This window comes from Streptomyces sp. TSRI0281 (assembly GCF_001905125.1).
In the GTDB taxonomy this organism is placed as follows: Bacteria; Actinomycetota; Actinomycetes; order Streptomycetales; family Streptomycetaceae; genus Streptomyces.
Map to the genome: position 1 here is coordinate 382,596 of NZ_LWLE01000037.1, position 21,659 is coordinate 404,254.

General features: G+C 72.3%; 18 protein-coding genes and 1 pseudogene. 4 read left to right on the top strand and 15 right to left on the bottom strand.

Annotated elements, in window-relative coordinates:
* Nucleotides 1-129 precede the first annotated feature (129 nt).
* Nucleotides 130-615, top strand: coding sequence for a nuclear transport factor 2 family protein (locus A6A29_RS40665; protein WP_073728781.1), 486 nt, complete (start codon nucleotides 130-132; stop codon nucleotides 613-615).
* A 3-nt stretch (nucleotides 616-618) separates the two neighbouring features.
* On the opposite strand, the gene A6A29_RS40670 is transcribed toward A6A29_RS40665, so the two are convergent.
* On the bottom strand, nucleotides 619-1,203 hold the full coding sequence (locus tag A6A29_RS40670) for an adenosylcobinamide amidohydrolase (RefSeq protein ID WP_073728783.1): 585 nt from the start codon (nucleotides 1,201-1,203) through the stop codon (nucleotides 619-621).
* Between the two features lie 471 nt (nucleotides 1,204-1,674).
* Here A6A29_RS40670 and A6A29_RS40675 point away from each other — a divergent pair, with 471 nt between their 5' ends.
* Nucleotides 1,675-2,679 carry a PRC and DUF2382 domain-containing protein gene (locus tag A6A29_RS40675; protein WP_073728785.1) on the top strand — a complete coding sequence of 335 codons (1,005 nt, stop codon included), beginning with the start codon at nucleotides 1,675-1,677 and terminating at the stop codon, nucleotides 2,677-2,679.
* A gap of 129 nt (nucleotides 2,680-2,808) precedes the next feature.
* Here A6A29_RS40675 and A6A29_RS40680 read toward each other — a convergent pair.
* The 8 genes and pseudogenes from A6A29_RS40680 to A6A29_RS40715 form a co-directional block, all read right to left on the bottom strand.
* A pseudogene (locus tag A6A29_RS40680) lies at nucleotides 2,809-3,587 on the bottom strand (ABC transporter ATP-binding protein).
* Between the two features lie 394 nt (nucleotides 3,588-3,981).
* Nucleotides 3,982-5,205: a beta-ketoacyl-[acyl-carrier-protein] synthase family protein gene (locus tag A6A29_RS40685; protein ID WP_073728787.1), complete on the bottom strand. Its 1,224-nt coding sequence runs from the start codon at nucleotides 5,203-5,205 to the stop codon at nucleotides 3,982-3,984.
* Nucleotides 5,202-5,498 carry an acyl carrier protein gene (locus A6A29_RS40690; protein WP_241838834.1) on the bottom strand — a complete coding sequence of 99 codons (297 nt, stop codon included), beginning with the start codon at nucleotides 5,496-5,498 and terminating at the stop codon, nucleotides 5,202-5,204. The genes A6A29_RS40685 and A6A29_RS40690 overlap by 4 nt, the downstream gene beginning before the upstream one ends.
* Nucleotides 5,499-5,586: 88 nt before the next feature.
* Nucleotides 5,587-7,614 (bottom strand): acyl-CoA dehydrogenase family protein, encoded by a 2,028-nt coding sequence (locus A6A29_RS40695; RefSeq protein WP_241838848.1) that lies wholly within the window; start codon nucleotides 7,612-7,614, stop codon nucleotides 5,587-5,589.
* 71 nt (nucleotides 7,615-7,685) lie between these two features.
* Complete coding sequence (locus A6A29_RS40700; protein WP_073728791.1) at nucleotides 7,686-8,936, bottom strand: beta-ketoacyl-[acyl-carrier-protein] synthase family protein; 1,251 nt, start codon at nucleotides 8,934-8,936, stop codon at nucleotides 7,686-7,688.
* Nucleotides 8,920-9,945 carry a beta-ketoacyl-ACP synthase 3 gene (locus A6A29_RS40705; RefSeq protein WP_073728793.1) on the bottom strand — a complete coding sequence of 342 codons (1,026 nt, stop codon included), beginning with the start codon at nucleotides 9,943-9,945 and terminating at the stop codon, nucleotides 8,920-8,922. The genes A6A29_RS40700 and A6A29_RS40705 overlap by 17 nt, the downstream gene beginning before the upstream one ends.
* A 281-nt stretch (nucleotides 9,946-10,226) precedes the next feature.
* On the bottom strand, nucleotides 10,227-11,159 hold the full coding sequence (locus tag A6A29_RS40710; RefSeq protein ID WP_073728795.1) for a carbohydrate kinase family protein: 933 nt from the start codon (nucleotides 11,157-11,159) through the stop codon (nucleotides 10,227-10,229).
* A gap of 428 nt (nucleotides 11,160-11,587) precedes the next feature.
* A complete protein-coding gene (locus A6A29_RS40715; RefSeq protein ID WP_073728912.1) occupies nucleotides 11,588-12,475 on the bottom strand; it encodes an ABC transporter substrate-binding protein in 888 nt (295 codons plus the stop codon).
* A 530-nt stretch (nucleotides 12,476-13,005) separates the two neighbouring features.
* Between A6A29_RS40715 and A6A29_RS40720 the strand changes: the two genes are divergently transcribed.
* Entirely contained in the window at nucleotides 13,006-13,842 is an 837-nt protein-coding gene (locus tag A6A29_RS40720; RefSeq protein ID WP_073728797.1) for a M12 family metallo-peptidase, read from the top strand.
* Nucleotides 13,843-13,937: 95 nt separating this feature from the next.
* On the opposite strand, the gene A6A29_RS40725 is transcribed toward A6A29_RS40720, so the two are convergent.
* Complete coding sequence (locus A6A29_RS40725) at nucleotides 13,938-14,840, bottom strand: LysR family transcriptional regulator (RefSeq protein ID WP_073728799.1); 903 nt, start codon at nucleotides 14,838-14,840, stop codon at nucleotides 13,938-13,940.
* Between the two features lie 80 nt (nucleotides 14,841-14,920).
* On the opposite strand from A6A29_RS40725, the gene A6A29_RS40730 reads away from it, so the two are divergent.
* A complete protein-coding gene (locus A6A29_RS40730) occupies nucleotides 14,921-16,156 on the top strand; it encodes an MFS transporter (protein ID WP_241838835.1) in 1,236 nt (411 codons plus the stop codon).
* Nucleotides 16,157-16,207: 51 nt separating this feature from the next.
* On the opposite strand, the gene A6A29_RS40735 is transcribed toward A6A29_RS40730, so the two are convergent.
* The 5 genes from A6A29_RS40735 to A6A29_RS40755 all read right to left on the bottom strand — a co-directional run bounded on the left by A6A29_RS40735 (nucleotide 16,208) and on the right by A6A29_RS40755 (nucleotide 21,450).
* Complete coding sequence (locus tag A6A29_RS40735) at nucleotides 16,208-17,116, bottom strand: YihY/virulence factor BrkB family protein (protein WP_073728801.1); 909 nt, start codon at nucleotides 17,114-17,116, stop codon at nucleotides 16,208-16,210.
* A 233-nt stretch (nucleotides 17,117-17,349) separates the two neighbouring features.
* The gene (locus A6A29_RS40740; RefSeq protein WP_073728803.1) at nucleotides 17,350-17,667 is read right to left on the bottom strand and encodes a cupin; all 318 of its coding nucleotides are present in this window, start codon (nucleotides 17,665-17,667) and stop codon (nucleotides 17,350-17,352) included.
* A 109-nt stretch (nucleotides 17,668-17,776) separates the two neighbouring features.
* Complete coding sequence (locus A6A29_RS40745; RefSeq protein ID WP_073728805.1) at nucleotides 17,777-18,976, bottom strand: S8 family peptidase; 1,200 nt, start codon at nucleotides 18,974-18,976, stop codon at nucleotides 17,777-17,779.
* A gap of 100 nt (nucleotides 18,977-19,076) precedes the next feature.
* On the bottom strand, nucleotides 19,077-20,258 hold the full coding sequence (locus tag A6A29_RS40750) for a type III polyketide synthase (protein WP_274535861.1): 1,182 nt from the start codon (nucleotides 20,256-20,258) through the stop codon (nucleotides 19,077-19,079).
* Nucleotides 20,230-21,450 carry a cytochrome P450 gene (locus tag A6A29_RS40755; RefSeq protein ID WP_073728807.1) on the bottom strand — a complete coding sequence of 407 codons (1,221 nt, stop codon included), beginning with the start codon at nucleotides 21,448-21,450 and terminating at the stop codon, nucleotides 20,230-20,232. The genes A6A29_RS40750 and A6A29_RS40755 overlap by 29 nt, the downstream gene beginning before the upstream one ends.
* Nucleotides 21,451-21,659: the final 209 nt, after the last annotated feature.

Consider the following 21,659-nt stretch of genomic DNA (forward strand, 5'->3'; position numbering starts at 1 on the left):
TGACCCGGTGACAGCCGTACGTCCATGTCCCCGGTCGTACGGCCGGGGGCATGGCGTACGACCGGCGGGAAGGGCGCGCGGCCGGGAAAAGAGCGCGCGGCCCCGCCCGGGCGGCTGGTAGAAACCGGCATGATCACTGACTCGCACCCACTCGACCCGATGGAACAGCTGATGGCCGAGCGGGCCTGCGAACGGCTCGTCGTCGAGTTCGTCCGCAGGCTCGACCTCGGCGATCCGCCCACGGTCGCCGACCTGTTCACCCCGGACGGCCGGTGGGAGTGGCCCGTGGGCGGGCGCCGTGTCGAGGGGCGGGAGGCGCTGCGGTCCTACTTCGGCTCCCGGCCCGCGGACCGGCACTCGCGTCGGATGTGCACGAACATCCTGGTGACCGTCGACTCGCCCACCACGGCCTCGTCGACGACGTACTTCGCGACCTTCCGGGTCGACGGTGCCGGGGACTCGCTGCCCGCCCCGCGGCTGCCGGCGAATGTCGGCCACTACGAGGACACGTTCCGCAAGGCCGACGGGGTCTGGCTGCTCGCCTCGCGCACCCTGGTGCTGGCCTTCGGCGGCGCCACGGAGCGGATCGCGCCGACGCCCCCGTCCGGCGCCTGAGCCTCAGGGAGCGGTCCGCGCACTCGCCAGCACGGCGGCGTGCACGGCCCTGGCGATGCGGGACCCCCATGGCGAGCGCGGCCCGGCGAAGGGTTCGCCACCGTCGGGCCCCGGGTCGGGGGCCGCGACGCACACGGCGTCCGTCGGGGTGCCCGAGCAGTCGAGACCGGCGTCCAGGAGCGCCTGGACCTTGGCTTCGGTGGCGGTGGCGACGGCGTTGACCAGGGCGGCGTCGGACAGGGCGGCGGGTACGGTGACGACGATGTTGACGGTGCCGGGGAGCGGCGCTCCGGCGGTGGCTTCGGCCGGGGCCGCGGCCCAGCCCCGCACGCCGAGCCCGCAGGTGACGGTGGCCGTCACGCCCTCGTCGGCGGCCACGGTGTGAGCGGTGACGTCGGCCGCCGTCATCAGCCCGGCGCCCGGTCCCATGAGCCCTTCCGCGGCGGCGATCTCGGCGAGGTGGCGCTCGGGGTCCAGGCGGGGATAGCCACCGGGTACCTGTGCGTTGAGGATCCAGGCGCGGGGTCCGATGCCACCGCCGAGTACGGCGCTGCTGCACACCCGTACGCCCGGCCCCAGCCGCCACACCAGGTGGTGCAGGTCCTGTCCGTCCTCCCGCCGGGACAGCAGGGCTCCGCGCTGTCCGGGCAGAGGTGTGTCGGCGGATCGGATGAGGTACCCCCGGGTGGGAACGGCAGAACGACGGACGGCTGCGGGATGGCCCTTGAAGGCTCGCGTCGATACTAGGAGAGGCCGCGATCGCCTCACCCATGGGCAGTTTGTCCGATCCCCGATACCACGTGATCCGGCCGTTCCGCACGGATGACGCGCTCTCGACCCCCACGCCCGCACCGTCCGACCTCACCCGATCGGCCTAACCGGAGCGGCCGGATCGCGGCCGCGTCGCACGGGGCCTGGCGCCATGACCGGGGCTTCGGCGTGCCGGCCCCACCAGCCGGGAAGTTGCAGCGTCCATCCGGGTGAGGCGCGATGGAAGTCGGACGCGCCTCACCTGGTGGATCCCCCCACAGGGCATGTCCGGGCGAGGAGGAATCGGTTATGGGAGCCGCTGACGGTTTCACGGATTCCGGAGAGCTGGACGGTCTGACCGTCTACGACAACGAGGGCGAGAAGGTCGGCAGTGTGGGCCGGGTGTATGTCGATGACGACACCGGCAGGCCCGACTGGGTCACGGTCAAGACCGGGCTGTTCGGCATGAAGGAGAGCTTCGTACCGCTCGCCGGAGCCCGTCGAGTGGGCTCCGACCTGCACGTCTCGTATCCGAAGGACAGCGTCAAGGACGCCCCGAGGGTGGACGCGGACGCGCACCTGTCCGTCTCGGAGGAGGAAGAGCTCTACCGGCACTACGGGCTGACCAGAAAGGCCGGCGCCATCGGTGACAAGGGGCGTGCCGGGGCCGGTACGCCGAAGGCCGCCAAAACCGGTGCGGCGGGCGCCGCCGGCGCCGCGGGCGCCGGGACACGCGGCGTGGCCTCGACGGGCCGCACCACCACGGGCACCGGCACGACCACGGGCATGGCAGGAGCGGGTACCGGCATGGGCAAGCACCGCGACATGGACACCTCCGCGACGGCACGTCCGCTCGCCGGAGCCGGAGCCGGGGCCGAACGGTCCGCCACCGGTCTCGGTGGCAAGGAGGAGATGATCCGTTCCGAGGAGCAGCTGCACGTCGGCACGGAGGAGTACGAGAGTGGAAGGGCCCGTCTGCACAAGTACGTCGTGACGGAGAACGTCACCCGCACCGTGCCGGTGTCCCACGAAGAGGTACGGGTGGTCCGCGAGCCGCTGCGTCCGGGCGAGAAGTCGACCGGGACGACGAACATCGGTGAGCAGGACATGGAGGTGACGCTGCACGCCGAACGCGCCACCGTCCGCAAGGAGGCCGTCCCGGTGGAGCGCGTCCGCCTGGAGACCAACAAGGTCACCGAGCAGAAGGAGGTCTCCGCCGAGGTCCGCAAGGAGAAGATCGACTACGCGGACGGCAAGGACATGGGCACGGGCAAGGACATGGGCGGCGAGTTCGGCCAGGGACGCCGGCACTGACCCCCGCACACCGCGGCCGAGGGCCGCTCCCATGGTTCCGATCGCCGGACGGGCTGTTGTCGCAGCCCGTCCGACGCGATGTGGACCGGGCTTTCCGCCGCGGCGCTCCTGCCCGGTACGTCGGTGTCGCTACCGCGCGTCGGTCGGCCCACGCCCCGGCAGGAAGCGGACCGACGGCCGCCCGTCCGGGCCTTCGGGGGTGACGACCGCCCGTACCCGGTAGACGTCCTCGACGAGCTCTGCGGTGATCACCTCGGCCGGGGTGCCGGCCGCGACCAACCGGCCCGCCTTCAGCACCGTGATCCGGTCGCAGAACATCGCGGCGAGGTTGAGGTCGTGCAGCGCGATCACGCTGGTGACCGGCAGCGAGGCGACCAGGGCCTCCAGCTCCAGCTGGTGCTGGATGTCGAGGTGGTTCGTCGGCTCGTCCAGAGGAGTTCGCGCGGCTGCTGGGCCAGGGCGCGGGCGATCTGGACCCACTGGCGCTTACCGCCGGACAGGGTGTGCCAGAACTGTCCGGCGCGGTCGGCCAGTCCGGTGCGCCCCAGCGCTTCGCGTACGGCCTCCTCGTCGGCCCGGTCCGGGGCGGACCAGGCGCGGCGGTGCGGGATGCGCCCGAGGCGTACGACGTCCAGCACGCTGAGTTCGACCTGGGTGGCCGCGTGCTGGTCGACCACGGCCACGCGCCGGGCCACGGTGCGGCGGCCGATGTCGCCGAGCGGGCGGCCGTCCAGCGTGACGGTGCCGCTGCCCGGAGCGAGGACGCCCGCGAGGACCCGCTACAGGGTGGACTTGCCGGACCCGTTGGGGCCGAGCAGTGCGACGGTGGCGCCGGGCGGCGGCGTGATGCTGACCCCGTCGAGGATGAGCCGACCGCCCGCCTCCCGGCTGACGCGTTCGGCCCACAGGCCCCCGGCGCCCCTCCCACCGTTGGAGCGCTCTGCGGTGCAGCAGGCTCATGGCGAGGACTGTGGCCATCGCCCCGGCGAGCGGGCCGTGGTGGGTCCGGTGGGCGTAGACCGGTACCCGCTGGGAGGCGCGGGAGCCGGTGATGAGGCGGTGGCCGCCGTAACGGACGGCGATGGCCAGGATCGCGCGCTGTGCCGGGTCCCGGTGGCAGTGCGTTGCGGTCTCCGCGACGGCGGCTGACGCGTTGCGGCCCGCGCGAAGAAGGGCTGCGCGAAGAGGGGCTGCGCGATGGCGGCCGGTGCGTGTGCGGCCAGTGCCTGTGCGGCCGGTGCGTTGCGGCCGGTGCGGCTGGGAGGTCGTCCCGCCGCACCGGCCCGAAAGTGTCTCCGTCGGCTACGGACGCTGGAGAGCGACCACGGCGTTGTGGCCGCCGAAGCCGAAGGAGTGGCTGACGGCCCGCCGTACGGGCAGCCGCAGCGGGAGCTTGGTGACGCAGTCGATGTCGAACTCGGGCGCCGGGGCGTCCAGGTTGGCGATCGGCGGTACGACACCGTGCTGAAGCGTGAGGATCGTCAGCCCCGCCTCGATGGCACCGGCTGCCCCCATGCAGTGCCCCAGTACGCCCTTGGGGGCGGTGACGGGCGGCCGGTGCGGGTAGGCCCGGCTGATGAGGGCGGCTTCGGTGGCGTCGTTCAGCGCTGTGGAAGTGCCGTGCGCGTTGACGTGGTCGACGTCTTCGGCGCGCCATCCGGCATCCCGCAGTGCGGCGTCGACGGCTGCTCGGGCGATGGTGCCGGAGGGATGCGGGCTGGTGGGATGGTGGGCGTCCGTCGTGGCGCCGGTGCCCGCGAGCAGCGCCCTGGGGGTCGTGCCCCTGGCGTGGGCGTCCTCGGCCCGTTCCAACACCATGATGGCGGCGCCCTCGCCCATCACGAGTCCGGCCCGGTCCGCCGCGAACGGCCGGCAGAGCCTGGACGGGTCGCCGTCCCGGAGCGCTGCGGCTCCCGAGCGGGCGAAGCCGGTCATGGCCACCGGGAACACGATCGACTCGGTGGCTCCGGCGATCGCGATGTCGCACTGCCCGGTGGCCAGCAGGTCCCGGGCCACGGAGAGCGCGGTGACTCCGGACGAACAGGCCGTGCACGGCGCCAGACTGGGGCCGTGCGCCCGCATCTGGATGGCGATCTCCGCCGCGGGCATGTTCGGGATCGTCAGGAGGATGCCCGCGGGTGAGGTGGCCGCGGGTCCGCGCCGGTCCAGTGCGACGGCCTGTTCGGTCAGTCCGGCGGAGCCTCCGCTGCTGGTGCCGACGACCACGGCCACCCGGGTCCCGTCCCAGTCGGCGGGGTCCAGTCCGGCGTCGGCGACCGCTTCCCGTGCGGCCAGGACGGCGAACTTGACGTACCTGCCCATGCGGAACGCGGTACGGCCGCCGACCGCGGCGTCCAGATCGATGCCCGAGACCGTGCAGGCGAAGTCGACCGCGCAGCCTTCGAGCTCCGGGACGGTGCGGGCGAGTGAGACCCCGGCGCAGACGCCGTCCCAGGTGGTGTCGGTGTCGTTGCCGGCCGGGGTGATCATTCCCAGGCCGGTGACGGCGATGGCGGGCTTGTTCATCGGGCGCAGCTCACCGGCACCGCACCGTCGACGGCCGCGCGGATGAACTCCGAGATGTCGGTGAGTGTGGCGTCCTTGTAGAGCGTGTCCGAGTCGGCGTCGACGCCCAGCGTCTCCTTGATGATGACGGCGAACTCGGCGACCGCCAGGGAGTCCATCTCCAGGCTGTCCATCGTCGACTCCGGGAAGATCTCGGAGTCGGGCACCTTGAAGGTCCCGGCCAGGACCTCGGTGATCTTCGGGTGAATCGTGTTCGTCGTCCTCGCGGCCGTCACGGTCTTCGCGGTGTTCACTGTCTACCTCTCATCGGCATGTACCTCGAACGGCGGGTAGTTGAACGCATCTACCCACCGCCGAAGTAACTGGATGCAGGCCTTCCGGTTACGCCTTCCGGCGAACCGATTCGTCTACGCTCACCTGCGGCTTCTCCAGCCACCGGGACAACACGGATGTCGTTCCCCAGTACGCCAGCAGAACGCCGCCGACGCCGACCGCCCCCACGCTTTCGCGCACCGACCGGCGGCGGATACGGTCGCGGACGCGCAGGCGCGCGGACCGGTTCTCCCGCCCGCACTGCGGCGCCCGGTCCTCGCCCCGATGCCAGGCTCCGTCGGGGTCGTCGTAGGCATCCGCGTAGTCCGGCCCCGCGATCGGCCGGTCGGCGAGCAGCGCGTCCGGCAGAGCGAACGAATCGACCAGCTCGGGAGCGTGCGCCGCGACGGCGGCGATCAGCCGCTCGATGGCGCCCGGCAGCTCCTTTACCTGATCGGCGGTCACCTGTCCGGCCGCGAGCAGATCGCCGCTGTTACGGTCCACCCACTGAAGGGCGAACAGCCGTTGCAGCTCCCCCAGTCGGTCCCTGGCCGGTCCTTCGGGCAGGCCGTCCACGGCGTGTGCGTACGCCTCGGCCGCCTGCCGGTACGCGTACGCCTCGACACCGCGCAGGGCCGGTCCGGATGCCGCGTTCCAGCGGCCGAGGAAGTCACCGAACGGTGCCGCGCTCATCCGCTCCCGGGCCCGGGTGAAGCAGATCTCCTCCACGGCCGCGAGAAGCCGGCGCAGGAACCGGGGGTCGGCCAGATCGCCCGGGGCCGCGGGGGCGGCGGACCCCTCCCGCGGTGCGAAGCCGAACATCATCTCGGCGGCCGCCTTGGCGTGGATGGCGACATTGTCCCCCTCGGCGGTGATCACTCCCTCCACGCCGCTGAACACCTCGGTCATCCCGTTGTTCTCCAGCAGCCCCTGCGCTCCGCACCTCTCCCGGCACTCGACGATGACATCACGGGCCTGCCAGGTGATCCATCCCTTGGCCACGGCGACCAGGCGCTCCGCCTCGTCCCGGTCGGCTTCGGTGCGCTCCTCCCACCGTTGGAGCGCTCTGCGGTGCAGCAGGCTCATGGCGAAGACCGTGGCCATCGCCCCGGCGAGCGGGCCATGGTGGGTCCGGTGGGCGTAGACCGGTACCCGCTGGGAGGCGCGGGAGCCGGTGATGAGGCGGTGGCCGCCGTAACGGACGGCGATGGCCAGGGTCACCCGGGCCGATCCGACCGCGCAGGCACTCATGGAGATCTTGCCCGGGGCGACCCGCTCGATGGAGGCGAGGAACCGGCGCCTGCGGTTGGCCACTTCACTGGTGAACTCCCCGCGGTCGCCGACCGCGCCCTGCTCACCGGCCAGCAGGGCATCGCGCCCCACGAAGAACCGGTCGAAGGAGGTCAGGCAGTGGTCGACCGGGCTGCCCATCCGGGCGGGCAGCCGCCGCACCCGTACGCCGGGCAGGGGGCGCACGTCGTCGGTGAGCGGTGCGAGGAAGAGGAAGACGCCGTGGTCGGTGCCGTCGACCAGCAGCCGGGCGGCCACCAGCCCGGCCTTGGGTCCGCCGGCCGGGCCGGTGTTGGGCATGAACTTCTGCGCCCCGCTGTGCGGGGTGTGCAGGACGAAGCCGTCGCGTTCACGGTCGTACGTCGCCGTGGTCTCGACGGCCGGCGCATCGTTGCCGTGCGCCACCTCCGTACACAGGAAGGTTCCGGTGCGCCGCAGTTGGAGGAATTCCGACAGATCGCGGCGGCTGCCGTTGTCGTGGTCGAGGAGGCTGCCGAGGAACAGGTTGTAGTGGATGCCCGCGACCGTGGCCAGCGACGGGTCGGCCGGGCTGAGCCACTCGTGCAGGGCGGCGAGGGCACGCGGATCGGCGGCCAGCCGGGCGGCGCTGTCGATCGACTCGTTGAGGATGCGCAGGCGGTCGTAGGAAAGGGCGAGCCGCTCGTCGGGGGTTCCCGAGGCGGGACGACGGAACGGTTCCGTGGTGAGCAGACGTCGCCAGAACCCGTGCTCCTGGCGGAAGTTCTCCCCGTAGAGCACCCGGGTCAGCAGATCTGTGGTCGACGTAGGAGCCGAGCTATTCATCATTACGGTCACGGACGTAGAACGATCAAGGAACGGCGAGGACACCCCTCGCCGTTCCCGGATATGGGCGCCGGTCAGGCCTTCTGGAATGCGAGTGCGACATTGTGGCCGCCGAAGCCGAAGGAGTGGCTCACCGCGGTCTCGACCCGCTGGTGGCGGGGTTCCTTGGTCACGCAGTCGAGCGGGAAGGCGTCCGGCAGGGAATCCAGGTTGGCGATCGGCGGGATGAGGGACCGCTCCAGGGTCAGCACGGTGGCCACCGCCTCGATCGCGCCCGCCGCCGCCAGGGTGTGTCCGACGACGCCCTTGGGCGCGGTGACCGGGGGGCGGTGCGGGAAGAGCCGGGAGATGAGGGTGGTCTCCATGGCGTCGTTGAGCGGGGTGGAGGTGCCGTGGGCGTTGATGTGGTCGACATCGCCCGGCTTCCAGCCCGCCTGCCGCAGGGCCGCTTCGACGGCCCGCTGGGCGCCCCGGCCGCCGGGCTCCGGTGCGGTGGGGTGGTGGGCGTCCGTACTGGACCCGGCCCCGGTGAGCAGGGCGCGGGTACGTCCGCCCCTGGCCCTGGCCTCGTCCGCGCGTTCCAGGACGAGCATGGCGGCGCCCTCGCCGATCACGAAGCCGTCCCGGTCCGCCGCGAACGGCCGGGAGGCGCCCGCCGGATCGTCGGTCCGCGTGGACAGGGCGCCCATCCTGGCGAAGGCGGTGACCACGAGCGGGGTCAGCACGGACTCCGAGCCACCGGCCACCACCACGTCGCACTCGCCGCTGCGCAGCAGATCGCGCGCCACGGCGATGGCGGTGGCTCCCGAGGCGCACGCCGTCACGGGCGCCAGGCTGGGGCCGTGGGCCTTCAGCGCGATGGCGACCTCTCCGGCGGCCGCGTTGGGGATCATCATCGGCACCAGCAGCGGGGACACCGCGTCGGGGCCCCCGGCCGCCAGCCGGGCGGCGTTGTCGACGAGTACGGATACGCCCCCGACCCCGACACCCAGCACCACGCCCACCCGGCCGCCGTCCCAGCGGGCCGGATCGAACCCGGCGTCCGCGACCGCCTGCCGGGCGGCGACCACGGCCAGCTTCACGAACCGGGCCATCCGCCACACCGAGCGTCCGCCCACCGCCGCGTCCAGGTCCAGGCCGTCGACCGAACAGGCGAAGTCGACGGGCAGACCGGCGAGTTCGTCGCAGCGCCGGGCCATGGAGTATCCGGAGCACAGCCCTTCCCAGAAGCTGTGCTCGTCCGCACCCGCGGGAGTCACCAGGCCCACTCCCGTCACCGCGACAGCGGTGTCGGTGCCGGTGTCCTTGTCAGCGGACCGCGCCATTCTGTGTTCCTTCCATAGAAATCGTCTGCGGGGCGCCCGGCCAGCGAAGTGCCGCGGAACCCCAGGTCAATCCGCCACCGAAGGCGGTGATCAGGACCCGGTCGCCGGCCCTGAACCGGCCCCGCCCCTCGGCGTCCGCCAGGGCCAGGGGAATGGAAGCCGCACCGGTGTTGCCCACCCGTTCCAGATGGGTGACACAGCGCTGCGGCCCGATGCCGACGCGTTCGGCGACCGCGCGCAGGATCCTCGCGTTGGCCTGGTGCGGCACGAAGTGGTCGACCTCCGCGGCGTCCCAGCCCACCCGCGTGAGCAGTTCGCGGCACGATCCGGTCATCCGCTGGACGGCGTGCTGGTACACGGAGGGGCCCTGCATCCGGAAGAACTCGTCGCCCGCCGCCGCCGGGCGGTCCGTCGACCGGGCCCGTGCGCCGCCGCCCGGCACCGTGATCAGGTCGTACCCGGTGCCGTCGCTGCCCAGGTCGAAGGCGAGCAGCTCGCCGGGGGCTCCGGTTCGCCCGGCCGCCACGAGCGCCGCGCCCGCCCCGTCGCCGAAGACCACACCCGCCGAGCGGTCCGCCGGGTCCAGCCAGGCCGAGTAGACATCGGCGCCCACGAGCAGCACCCGCTCGTACAGGCCCGAGGCCACCAGCCCGTGGCAGACGGCCAGTCCGTAGACGAAGCCGCTGCACACCGCGGCGATGTCGAGCGCCGGTACGGTGCCGAGCCCCAGGCGTGCGGCCAGGGCGGGCGCGGTACCCGGACAGAGGTGGTCGGGGGTGGCGGTGGCGAGGACCAGGGCGTCCACCGGTCCGGGTGCCGGGGACCTGCCGAGCAGCCGGCCGGCCGCCTCGAACGCGACATCGCCGGTGGCCAGTCCGGGCCCGGCCCGGTGACGGCTGCCGATGCCGGTCCGTGACCGCACCCAGGTGTCGTCCACCCCCCAGGCGGCGGGCAGTTGGTCATTGCCCACCGGCTCCCCGGGCACCCATCCCGCCACGCTCTCCAGCACCGCCGTGCGTGCGCCGGCCCGTAAGACTCCCCGTCGCGCACCCGGCCCCGTACCGCTGTCGACTGCCTGTCCCCTCGCCACCCACTGCCCCGATTCCGTCGTCGAACGTGCCAACCCGTTGACGAACGGCGGAATGCCTGGTGGGGGTGCGTTCGACTGGGCCGAACGGGTTAAAGATGTTTCCCGAGGCCACCGGTGGGGAGGGGCCGGCCGGTGAGTCCCGGATCGGGACCTGACGGTGTCGCCGCTCCCGTACCCGGGGAGCGGGGCACCATGGTGTCTCAGGTGCGGGCGAGCGCCTCCCGCAGTTCCGCCTCGTCGGGCGGGCTGGCGCCCGCCCGTGCGACGGTCACGGCGGCGGAGGCCACCGCGTGGCGCAGCACGTCCGTGACGGTGTCCCGGTCGAGGGTGTGCAGCCGCTGCCGGGCCTCGGCCCCGAGCAGTCCGTGCCTGGCGAGGGCGTGCAGGGTGCCCGACATGAACGCGTCGCCCGCGCCCACCGTGTCGACGACCTCGGTGGGCAGTGCGGCCGTCGTCACCCGGCCTTCGGGGAGTACGGCCACGGCGCCGTCGCCGCCCCGGGTGACGAGGACGACGGCCGGACCCCGGGCCAGCCAGCGTCTCGCGATCTCCTGCGCGCACTCCCCCGGGTAGAGCCATTCCAGGTCCTCGTCGCTGGCCTTGACGACATCGCTCAGCGCGACGCAGCGTTCGACCCGGCGCAGCGCACTGTCGTGATCACCCATCAGCTCCGGCCGCACGTTCGGGTCGTAGCTGACCGTCGCGGTGGCCCGCAGGGCCCGGACGGCGTCCAGGACAGTGGCCGAGCCGGGTTCCATCACGGCGGCGATCGAGCCGGTGTGGACATGGTGGGGCGGCCGGTCCTCCACCGCCGGGGTGAGGGTCCAGGTGATCTCGAAGGCGTACGTGGCCCGGCCGTCGGCGTCCAGCGCCACCGCGGCGGACGGGGTGGGTGCGGCCGACCCGTCGGTCCGCACGTCCACCCCGGCGGACTCCAGGTGGCGGCGGATCAGCCGGCCGTGGGCGTCCGGGCCGAGCTGGGTGCGCAGGGTGGTGGCGCGGCCGAGCCGGGCCAGGCCGTACGCGACGTTCGCCGGACTGCCGCCCGGGTGCACCTGGTCGGCCGCGCCCGGCAGCCGGACGACGTCGGCCACGCATTCGCCGATGACCAGCAGGTCGGGACTGTCGAGCATGCGAGACATGAGGGGGCTCCTGGAATGCCGTGACGACGGTGTCCTGGCAGGAGGCTCGGCCTCCGGACACATTGCGTCCGATCCTGCCGCGTGTGGGGTGCCTGTCGGTGGCACCGGCGACCTGCCGGTCGCTCGGAATGCTCCGATCCGGGCGCTGCGGGCGCGGATCCGCGGCGGCAGGGACGTGCCTGGCACGGCCGAGGTCGACGGCGTGGCCGTCGGCGATGTCGGCCGAGGCCCGACAGCCTTGTGCACAGGCGGCGTTCACCGTCGACGCGTGGTCAGCGGCAGAGCGGGAGCTACGGGGCGCAGGCACTCCGGGGAAGCCCGGCACGGCAGGCGCCGGGCACGTCCTCGCCCCGACCCGTACGCCTCCTCACTCGCGGCCGGGGACGTTCGCCTGCCGGGTCAGACGGCGGGCAGGCCGTTCACTCTCCGCGCGCGGCGCGGACCGCGTCCGTCACCAGGCCGAGGAAGCGGGCATGGGCAGGGGGGCCGTAGAGCGGCTCCGGGTTCCACGGCACGATGGGCGCGCCCTGCCGCAGGGCGGACCAGTCCGCGTTCTCCCGGAGCTCGTCGAGCGGGGTGGCGTTCGACCGGATGTCGGTGAGGACGACCTGTGGCCGCAGGGACGCCACCGCGTCCCATCCGACGGTGGACCAGTTCGCCCCGGGCCCTTCGGCCGGCTCCACCAGGTGTACGCCGAGCTCGGCGAGCACCCGCAGCTCGGGCCACATCCGGGGGCGGGCGACATGGGCCTGCGCCACGCCGGCCGGGGACAGGGCGGCCACCCGGACCGCGTCGCCGGGCCCCTCGCCCACGGCCGCGCGCAGCCGATCCCGGGCGGCCTCCAGGTCACCGTTCGCCGCCGGCCGGACCTCGGCACCGAGGGAGCGGGCCAGCTCGGCGAACCGGTCGCCGATCTCGGCGAACGTCCGGGCCGTGCCCACATCCAGGACGACGACCGGGACCCTCTCCTCCAGATGCTTGGCGGTGTCCTGGGCCAGCCCGTAGACATGGCCGCCGCCGTAGCTGACGGCCACCACGAGGTCCGGCTCGTCGCGCAGCAGTGTCTCCAGGTCCAGGTCATCGCCCGCGCCGAGGTAGTCGACCTCGTCCAGCGGGAGTGTCCCGGTCTTGGCCCGGTCGGGACCGGCACCGTCGTGGTCGGAGCCGAATATCCCCCGCGGCCGTATCCCGTAGTCCCACAGCGTCGCGCCGGCCTGGACGTACGCGAGCACCCGGGAAGGGCGCCGTGCGGCCGTGGACAGCCGGCCCCGGTCGTCGGAGAACCGCCACTCGCTCTGCACTGTCACGTCACACATGCCCCTCTGCCGCCGACCGCCGGCCCATTCGTCCGCACTCGCACAGGTGTACCTGCCCAGCCCGCCGCCGCCACACCCCTCGGCCCGCCCTCACGTTCACGCCCGTTGTCGCACGCCCGTTGTCGCACGCCCCCGGGGCACCGCGGCGGTGGCGCGCCACGCGATCGCACCGCTCGGCCGTTCCTTCGACACACCTTCACAATTCTTTACATTTCATCCGATCCGCGAGCCCGGGACCTCGCGGGCCGATCGTCGTACCGCTCCCTTCCGCCTCCAGGACGGACCGTCAACTCGTCACACATTCAACGTACTTGCACCCGATCCACCCGGCACCGCACCCCCTGGACCCGCATCGGGTACCCGCGTGGGAATTCCGTGAACACGATGACGCGCCGTGTGGCCGGACCGCCCCCGCGCCGGCCACACGGGCCGACACGGCAGGCGGGGCCCGTCACCGGCTGTTAGAAATAGGGCACTCCGTGTCATCACCCGCTCGGCCGCCCGGTTGGAGACAACTCCCCATGAAATCGACCACGTTGAAGGCCACCATGGCCGCCCTCCTCGGCGCGTCGCTCTCCGCGGCCTCCGCCTATGACGCGGTTTCGAGGGACATCCCGGCCCGGCATGTCTCGGCGCGCTGCCCGGTCGTCGACGTGCTCGCGGTCTACACCCCGAAGGCCGCCGCGCGCGTGGGCGGAACTTACCGGGTCCCCGCGTCGGCTCAGCAGATCGCCACCCGGATGAACCGCTCCCTGCGCGAGAGCGGGGTCTGCGGAGCCATCAGGATGGTCCGCCCGTACACCGATAGGGCGTACGACGGTTCGGAGCAGTTCCACGCCGCCCACCGCAGCCTCAAGGACCACACCGGCTCGCGCCTGGGCCGGGAGGTCCACGAGCGGCGCGCCAGGTACGGGGCCGATCTGGTGACCCTCGTGGTGGACCAGCCGGAGCGCGGCGGCGGCACCGCCGACTACGCGTCGGCGCTCGACAGTTCCTCGGACGAGTACGCCTATTCGGTCGTCGACGTCGACGGCATCGCCCTGGATTCGGTGAGCCACGAGATCGGGCACAATCTGGGCCTCGCCCATGACCGGGGCACCATCGAGGACAACGCGGACGGCTCGATGGATGTGAGCCCGGTCCGCCCGTACAACACCGGCTGGGTCACCGAGGACCGCGAGTACTACACGATCATGGCGTACCGGTCCTCGTGCGGTGACCACTGCAAACGGATCAGCCGGTTCTCCAGCGCAAAGGGCCGCTGGCGTGGCCGCAGTCTGGGCGACACGTTCAACGACAGCGCCCGCGCCCTGCGCGAGACCCTGCCCGTCGTCGCCGGATACCGCGGCCGGAGCTGACCCGTGGCGCGGACGGGGCCGCATCACGACCGGCCCGACGCCGCCCGGCACCAGCAGCCGTCCAAGGCCCCTGACCGTCGCCGACGGCACCCCGTTCAGCCACCCGCGTCCGTGGCGTCCGTGCTCCACGGCCCGAGGCCCAGGCCGGCCAGGAACGCCGAGGCGGCCGGGGTCGGGCGGAACCGGCTCCAGACGAGGCGCTCCACCCGCCCCGGAGCATCGCGCACCCGCAGCACCCGCACCCCCGGCACCTCATCGGCGAACGCGGTGGGCAGGAGCGCCACCCCGAGCCCCTTGCGGACCAGCCGGGCGATGAAGTCGGCGCCCGTGACCTCGTAGGCGACGTCCCGGACGAGTCCCATCGCGGTGAACGCCTCCTCCGACTGCGCCCGCGCCGCCGTGCCGTCGGGGAAGTCGACGAACGTCTCCCGTGCCAGCCGCTCCAGATCCACCTCGTCCTCGTCCGCCAGCGGGTGATCGGCGGCCGTGATCGCGGCCAGTTCGCCCCGGGCCAGCTCATGGTCGCTGACGCCCTTGGGCCGGTAGTCCGGCAGGACCCCGAGGAAGGCCAGGTCGAGAGCGCCCGTCCGGACACCCTCCACCAGGTCCTTGCTCGCCCCGTCGCGCAGCACGATCCGCACCTTGGGATGGCGGCGGTGGAACTCCCCCAGCGCACCCGGGACGTCGACCGCGGTGACCGTGGGAATGGCCCCGATCGCGAGACGCCCGCTGACCTCACCGGCCGCGGCGGCCACCTCGGCACGGGCCCGCTCCGCCGCGTCCAGGGCCTGCCGGGCGGCGGGCAGGAACGCCTCCCCGGCCGCGGTGAGCCGCACATGGCGGCTGGACCGGTCGAAGAGCCGGGCGCCGAGCTCCTTCTCCAGCCGGGCGACCTGGTGGCTGAGTGCGGACTGGACGACCAGGCACTGTTTCGCGGCCCGGGTGAAGTTCCTCGTCTCCGCGACCGCGACGACGTAGCGCATCTGCTGCAGTTCCATCCAGCCATCGTGAATCACGATCGCTGGAATGAAAAACATGTGTTGGACTGATCGATGGGTACGGCGCGACGCTGGTGCGTATGGCTCACTCCTCGCACACCACCCGCACACCGCACCAGGGCTCGGCGCTCCCCGCCGCCTCGTCGGCCTCCCTGGGACGCGGTCTGATCCTGTTGATGGCGCTGGCGGCCGGGCTGTCGGCGGCGGGCAACTACTTCGCACAGCCCCTCCTGGACCTGATCACCCAGGACCTGCACATCGGCGTCACCCTGGCCGGACTGATCGTGGCGGCCGCCCAGGCCGGCTACGCGCTGGGCCTGATCCTGCTGGTACCGCTCGGCGACATCACCGAGCGCAGACGACTGGCGGTGGGGCTGTTCGCCGCGACGGCGCTGTTCCTGCTGCTGACGGCCGCCGCCCCCTCCGGCCCGCTCCTCCTCGCGGGGACGGCCCTCGTCGCCCTCACCTCGGTCGGCGCCCAGGTCGTCGTCCCCTTCGCGGCCACCCTGGCCGCCCCGGAGGCCCGGGGCCGGGTCGTCGGCGTCGTGATGTCCGGGGTGCTGCTCGGCGGCCTGGTGGGGCGCATGGCCGCGGGTGCCCTGTCCGAACTCGGCGGATGGCGGACCGTCTACTGGGTGAACGCCCTGCTCATGGCGGTCATGGCCGTTCTGCTCCACCGCAAGCTGCCCCGGCTGCCCGTGGCGAACGGTGCGGCGCCGACCACGTACGGCTCGCTGCTCCGCTCCACGCTCGCCCTGCTGCGCGAGGAACCCCTGCTGCGCTCACGGTCCGCCATCGGCGCCTTCTCCATGGCTTCGTACAGCGTGCAGCTGACCGCGCTGACCTTTCTGCTCACCCGGCAGCCCTACGACTGGACCGCGGCCGCCATCGGATTCTTCGGACTGCTGGGCGTCATCGGCGTGATGGGCATGAACTTCGCGGCCCGGCTGGGCGACCGCGGCCATGTCCAGGCGGTGTCGGGCGCCGCGGGAATCCTCCTGACACTCGCCTGGCTGCCGCTGCTCGCGGGCGAGACCTCGCTGTGGTGGCTGGCGACCGGGGTGATCGTGCTCAACATCGCCCAGCAGGCGGGCCTGAACAGCAGTCAGAACGTGATCTACGCGCTCCGCCCGGAGGCCCGCAACCGGATCAACTCCGCCTTCATGACGCTGTTCTTCGTCGGCGGCGCGGTGGGCGCGTCCCTGGCCGCGGTGGTGTGGGCCGCTGCGGGCTGGTCGGGCGTGTGCGTCCTGGGCGCCTCGCTGGCCGCCATGAGCACGGCGCTGTGGGTACTGGAGCGGGTCCGGGCCCGTTGAGCGTTCCCGGCCCGGCCTCCCGCCCGGGGGCCGGGCCCGGCGCCTGGCGCTTCAGTCCGAGGCGTCCGTGCCGGAGGCTTCGCGGGCGGGCCGGGCCAGTTCCACGTTGAACTGCGCCCCGGCCAGCAGGGCGAGATTGGTGAACCAGACCCAGATCAGGAAGACGACCAGGCCCGCGAGCGAACCGTACAGCCGGCTGTAGCTGCCGATGTGGGTCGCGTACAGCGCGAATCCCGCCGAGGCGACGAGCCAGAGGAACGCGGCCAGGACGCCACCGGGCAGCCCCTGGCTCCTCCCCCGGGCCGATGGTGGACCGGTGCGGAAGAGGACCAGGATCAGACAGGCGACGAGGCAGAGCAGTACGGGCCATTTGAGGACCGCCCACAGGGTCTCGCCGGCATGGGCCAGCCCCATCCGGTGTCCGAGCCAGCGGGCCAGCGGCCCGGTGAGTACGAGAGCGAAGGCGCTGGCCATCAGCAGCACCAGAAGCCCGACGGCCGAAGCGACGATGATGTGGGCCTTGCGCAGCGCCGGCCGGGTGTCCTGGACGTGGTGCATGGCGTGCAGCGCCCTGCGGAAGACGGCCAGGTAGCTGCACGCGGACCATACGGCGCTGACGGTCCCGGTCGCGACGAGCAGCCAGACGGCGGTGCGCTCGTGGGTGGCCGCCTCCAGTGGCTGGCGGAGCGCGGCCCCGGATTCCGCGGGCGCGAAGGCGGTGATGTCGGCGATCAGCGCGTTCGTGGCCCCGGGATTCGCCAGACCGATCACGGAGACGGTGACGAGCAGGGCCGGGAGCAGGGCGAGGATGGCGTAGTACGTCAGGGCGGCCGCCCAGTCGGAGATGTCGTCGTTCCACAGTGCGACGGGCGTGCGGCGCAGGGCGCTGAACCAGCGGCGCCGCACCCCGGTGGTGCGGGGCGTGCGTTCGACGGCGGGTGTGGCGGTCCGGCTGGACAAGCTCGTACTCCGGGGGCGTGGGCAGGTGCGGCGGGCCGGGATCCTTCGCCCGTTCCTCGGACGCCCCCGGCTGCACCTTTCTCTCATGCCTCGTCCGGGCCGATGCACACCGGTCCCGTGGTCCGGCCTCCGTCGGTCGGTGAGGTCCGTCAGCCGCGGCCCCGCTTCCGGCGGTGGGCAGCGGCTGGTCATCGACCGCCGCAGCTCGCCGAGGCCGCCGCTCGCCGACGCCGTCAGTCGTTGACCGCCGTCAGCAGGACCACCGCGTCCGTCAGGGCCAGCAGGCCGTGCCGCTCCTGCGGGATCGGGTGCAGCGCCCCGGTGGTCAGCTCCACGTCGCCGGAGCCCGCCGTCAGCCGGACCGAGCCGCGCAGCACCTGGAGGGAGGCGGCGGGCGGCGCGTTGTGCTCGTCCAGCGCCGTCCCCGAGGTCAAGGCGATCACCGTCTGGCGCAGCGGAGGCTGCTGGAGCAGGAGGTGGGCGCTGCGCCCGTGCGCGGCGACGCGGGCGGCGGCCAGGTGCTCGTCGGCGAGGGCGTTGAGGTCATCCATACGCCCCACTGTGCCGCAGCCCCCGCTGCCCCGCGATCCTGCGGTACGCCGCCCGGGTCGGGATCCGACCCGGGCATCCGCCGCAGGACCCGCGGCGCGGACCGGACCGTCAGAGTCCGCCGGTGTACAGCAGCCGGTCGGGCGAGCCGGGACTCAGATAGGACAGGGCGTCCGGGGTCGACTCGTCGGCCAGCCGGCTCGCGAGGGTCGCGGGACTCGCCGCCGGGTCCGCCTCCCTGTGCAGGGCGGCGACACCGGCCACGTGCGGGCTGGCCATGGAGGTGCCGTCGAGGGCGACGGAGCCGCCGCCGAGCCTGGCGGAGACGATGCCCTGGCCGGGGGCGTACAGCGAGAGGCATGCGCCCCAGTTGCTGAACGAGGTCTGCCGGTCGAGGTTGTCGCTCGCTCCCACGGTGACCACGCGTTCGGCACCCGCCGGGGAGATGTCGCACGCGTCGATGTTGTCGTTGCCGGCCGCGACGACGGGCAGCACGCCCGCCTCCGCGACGGCGTTGATCCCGTCGTCGACGGCCTGCGACTTCGCCCCGCCGAGCGAGGAGTTCAGCACGGCGGGACGGCCGGAGTTCCTGGCGTCCTCGACCACCCAGTCGAATCCGGCGAGGATCCCGGCCCAGGTGCCCCTGCCCTCGCAGTCGAGCACCCGCACATTGACGAGCGAGACGGACGTGGCCACGCCGTATGTCGCCCCGCCGACCGTGCCCGCCACATGGGTGCCGTGGCCGTTGCAGTCCTGACCGCCGCGGCCGTCGTCGATGGCGTCGAATCCGTTGACCACCCGCCCGCCGAACTCGCTGTGCCCGGCGTCGATCCCGGTGTCGACGACGTACACCGTCACGCCGTTGCCCGTGGCGGTCGTGATGAAGGACTGGTCCAGCGGCAGCTGTCGCTGGTCGATCCGGTCCTGCCCCCAGGACGCGGCCGCGGCCCGGGGGCCGGTGGTTTCCCTCTTCGACGCCGTGGGGACGACGGCGACCTCGCCGTTCTCCTCGACGGACCGGACGCCGGGGAAGGCCCGTACCTGGTCGAGCTGCGTGGGAGTGAGCGTGGCGGCGAAGCCGCGCGCGACGCGTCCGTAGGTGTACATCGCGCGGAGCCCGAACTGCCGCAGGACGGTGTCCGGCGACACCTCGGGCCGAAGGGTGACGATGTACTGGTCGGGGACGGCGCGGGCGGACTGCCGCACCGCGACACCGCTCGATCCGGTGTCGGCCGTGGCCTGGGTGGTGGTGCCGATCAGGGGGACGATCAGCAGCAGAGCGGCTGGTGCCCAGCGGGCGCGCAGGCGCATACGTTCTCCTCGGGGTGGGGGGATCGTGCGGGGAAGAGGCAGATCCGCGAAGTGCGAACACCAGTTCCTTCGTCCCCACCCCGGGGATGCCTTAGCGGGATCAGCCGGACAGCGCAACGCTCTCGGTGAGCTCCCGGTCCGTACGGTCGCCGTGCTCCCGGACCTGTTCCCCGTGGACGGCCCAGCGGCCGACCGCCACCTCTGCCGTGATGCCGGGTCCGAATCCGGCGATCAGGCCCTGCGCGGATTCCGCCGGACAACCGTCCTCGAACAGCCTCGCGAGCGCGTCGAAGACGACCGAGCTGGCGATATTGCCTCGTTCGGTGAGCGTGGCCCTGCTGAAGCGGAACATCTCCGGCGGCAGGTTCAGGTAGTGGCAGAGGTCATCGAGAATGCGCGGACCGCCCGCGTGCACGATGAAGAAGTCCATGGCCGGAACCGTCCAGCCATGCCGGTCGACCAGATCCTTGAGTACCGGTGCGAGCATCTCCATGGTGCCGGGCACCCGTTTGTCGAGCAGGAAGTGGAATCCCGTGTCGCGTACCGCGTAGGAGATCCAGTCCTCGGTGTCGGGCACCAGATGGGAACCGTTGCGTTCCAGGTACATGCCGGTGCCGCCCTGCCCACGGACCACGGCTGCCGAAACCGCGTCCCCGAACAGTCCGTTGGAGAGCAGCGAGCCGACCCCGATGTCGGTCGGCTGGTAGCAGAGCGAGCAGAACTCGCAGGACACGATGAGCACATTGGCCCGCGGGTAGGCGAGACAGAAGTCGTGCGCCCGGTTGATGGCCGCGCCGCCCGCGGCGCAGCCGAGCTGGGCGATGGGGAGCTGCCGGGTCTCGGAGCGGAAGCCCATCGAGTTGATCAGCCATGCGGTCAGCGAGGGCATCATGAAGCCCGTGCAGGACACATAGACGATCAGGTCGACCTCCGCGGCCTCCAGTTCGGCGTTCGCCAGGGCCTGCCGGACGACTTCGGGGACACGGGCCTTCGCCTCCGCCTCGTACAGCTTGTTGCGCACCTCGAACCCGGGGTGCCTCAGGGTCTCCTCGATCGGCTGGACGAGGTGCCGGGTCTGCACTCCGGTGTTCTGGATGAGCCGCAGGACGAGGCCGCGCTGGGGGTGGTCGGCGTGTGTCTCCCGGGCCAGGTCCAGGGTCTGCTGCATCGTGATGACGTGTTCGGGCACAGCGATGGCCGGTCGGCACAGAGTCGCCATGGGTTCTCCTCGTTCTCTGGAGCGGAGGCTCTCGTCACCACGTGACGGGCAGGGCGAGCGGATAACGCCAGATGGAGGTCGTGTTCCATTGGACGTCCTCGGGCGGTACGTCGAGGCTCAGGGCCGGGAAACGGGTCAGCAGCGACGAGAAGGCCACTTCCAGTTCCATCGTGGCGAGCGGCGCGCCCAGGCAGTGGTGCGCACCCCAGCCGAACGTCATGTGCGGGATGGACGGCCGGTCCGGGTCCAGCTCGTCGGGGCGTTCGAACTTCCTGGCGTCCCGGTTGGCCGTGAGATAGGAGACGTGGACCACGTCACCGGCCCGGATGGCGACGCCGCTGAGCTCCACGTCCTCGGTGGCGATCCGCGGGATGCCGACGCCCTTGCGGAAGGGGATGTACCGCAGCAGCTCCTCCAGGGTCCGGGGCAGTTGCTCGGGGGCCGCCCGCAGCGATTCCAGGAGCGCGGGTTTGGTGAGCAGTGTGTAGGCGATATTGCCGAGTTGGTACGTCGTGGTGTCCTGGCCCGTGATGAGCAGCACCATGGCCATGACGGCCAGTTCGTTGTCGTCGAGCAGTTCGGCGCCGTCCCTGGCCGTGGCGAGCGTGCTGATGAGGTCCTCGCCGGGCGAGCGGCGCCGGTCGGCCGTCAGTTCGCTGAAGTAGGCACGCAGTTCGGCCTTGGCGCGTACCGCGGCGTCCTTGCCCGCGGCGCCGGTGTTCATCATGGTCAGGGCGTGGGCGCGGAGCCAGGGGCGGTCCGCTTCGGGGATGTCGAGCGCCTCGCAGATGGTGATCAGCGGCAGCGGAGCGGACACCCGGGCCACGAAGTCGGCCGGGGACCCGCTGTCCTCCATGTCCTGGAGCAGCTGGTCCACGATGCGCTGGGTCCGGTGGCGCATGTGCTCCACGCGGCGGGGGGTGAAGCTCTTGGCCACCAGGCTCCGCAGGCGGCTGCTGTCGGGCGGGTCCATCAGGTTGATGGATTCCGCCTGGACGATGGGTTCCGGGGTCATCCGCGGAAAGTCGCGGCCCGTGACGGCGCTGCGGCTGAAGCGCCGGTCGGTGGTGACCGTCCGGACGTCCTCGTAGCGGGTGACGAGCCAGGCTTCGCCCTCTCCGTACGCCATACGGATGCGGGACACCGGCGCTTCGGTCAGCAGCTCCCGAAGCTGCGGGTCGAACTCCAGTTGCTGGGCATAGTCGAACGGACAGCTGCGTACGGATTCCGTGTTCTCCACCGAGGTTCTCCCAATGACCGGTTCGGGGAATTCAGGGCGTGCCGGCTCCGGGCCCGGAAACAGACCTCCCCTATCTCCCCCATAACGCAGCGGAACATGTCACCCACACTCCGTAGTCAACCGATCAGAGGGGGATCTGACGGAGCGACAGGGCTGATGGAGGGAGCTTGCCGCGCACACGGATGAATTTCCGCGCTCCGGCGCCACGGGCCGCGCGGGGCCAT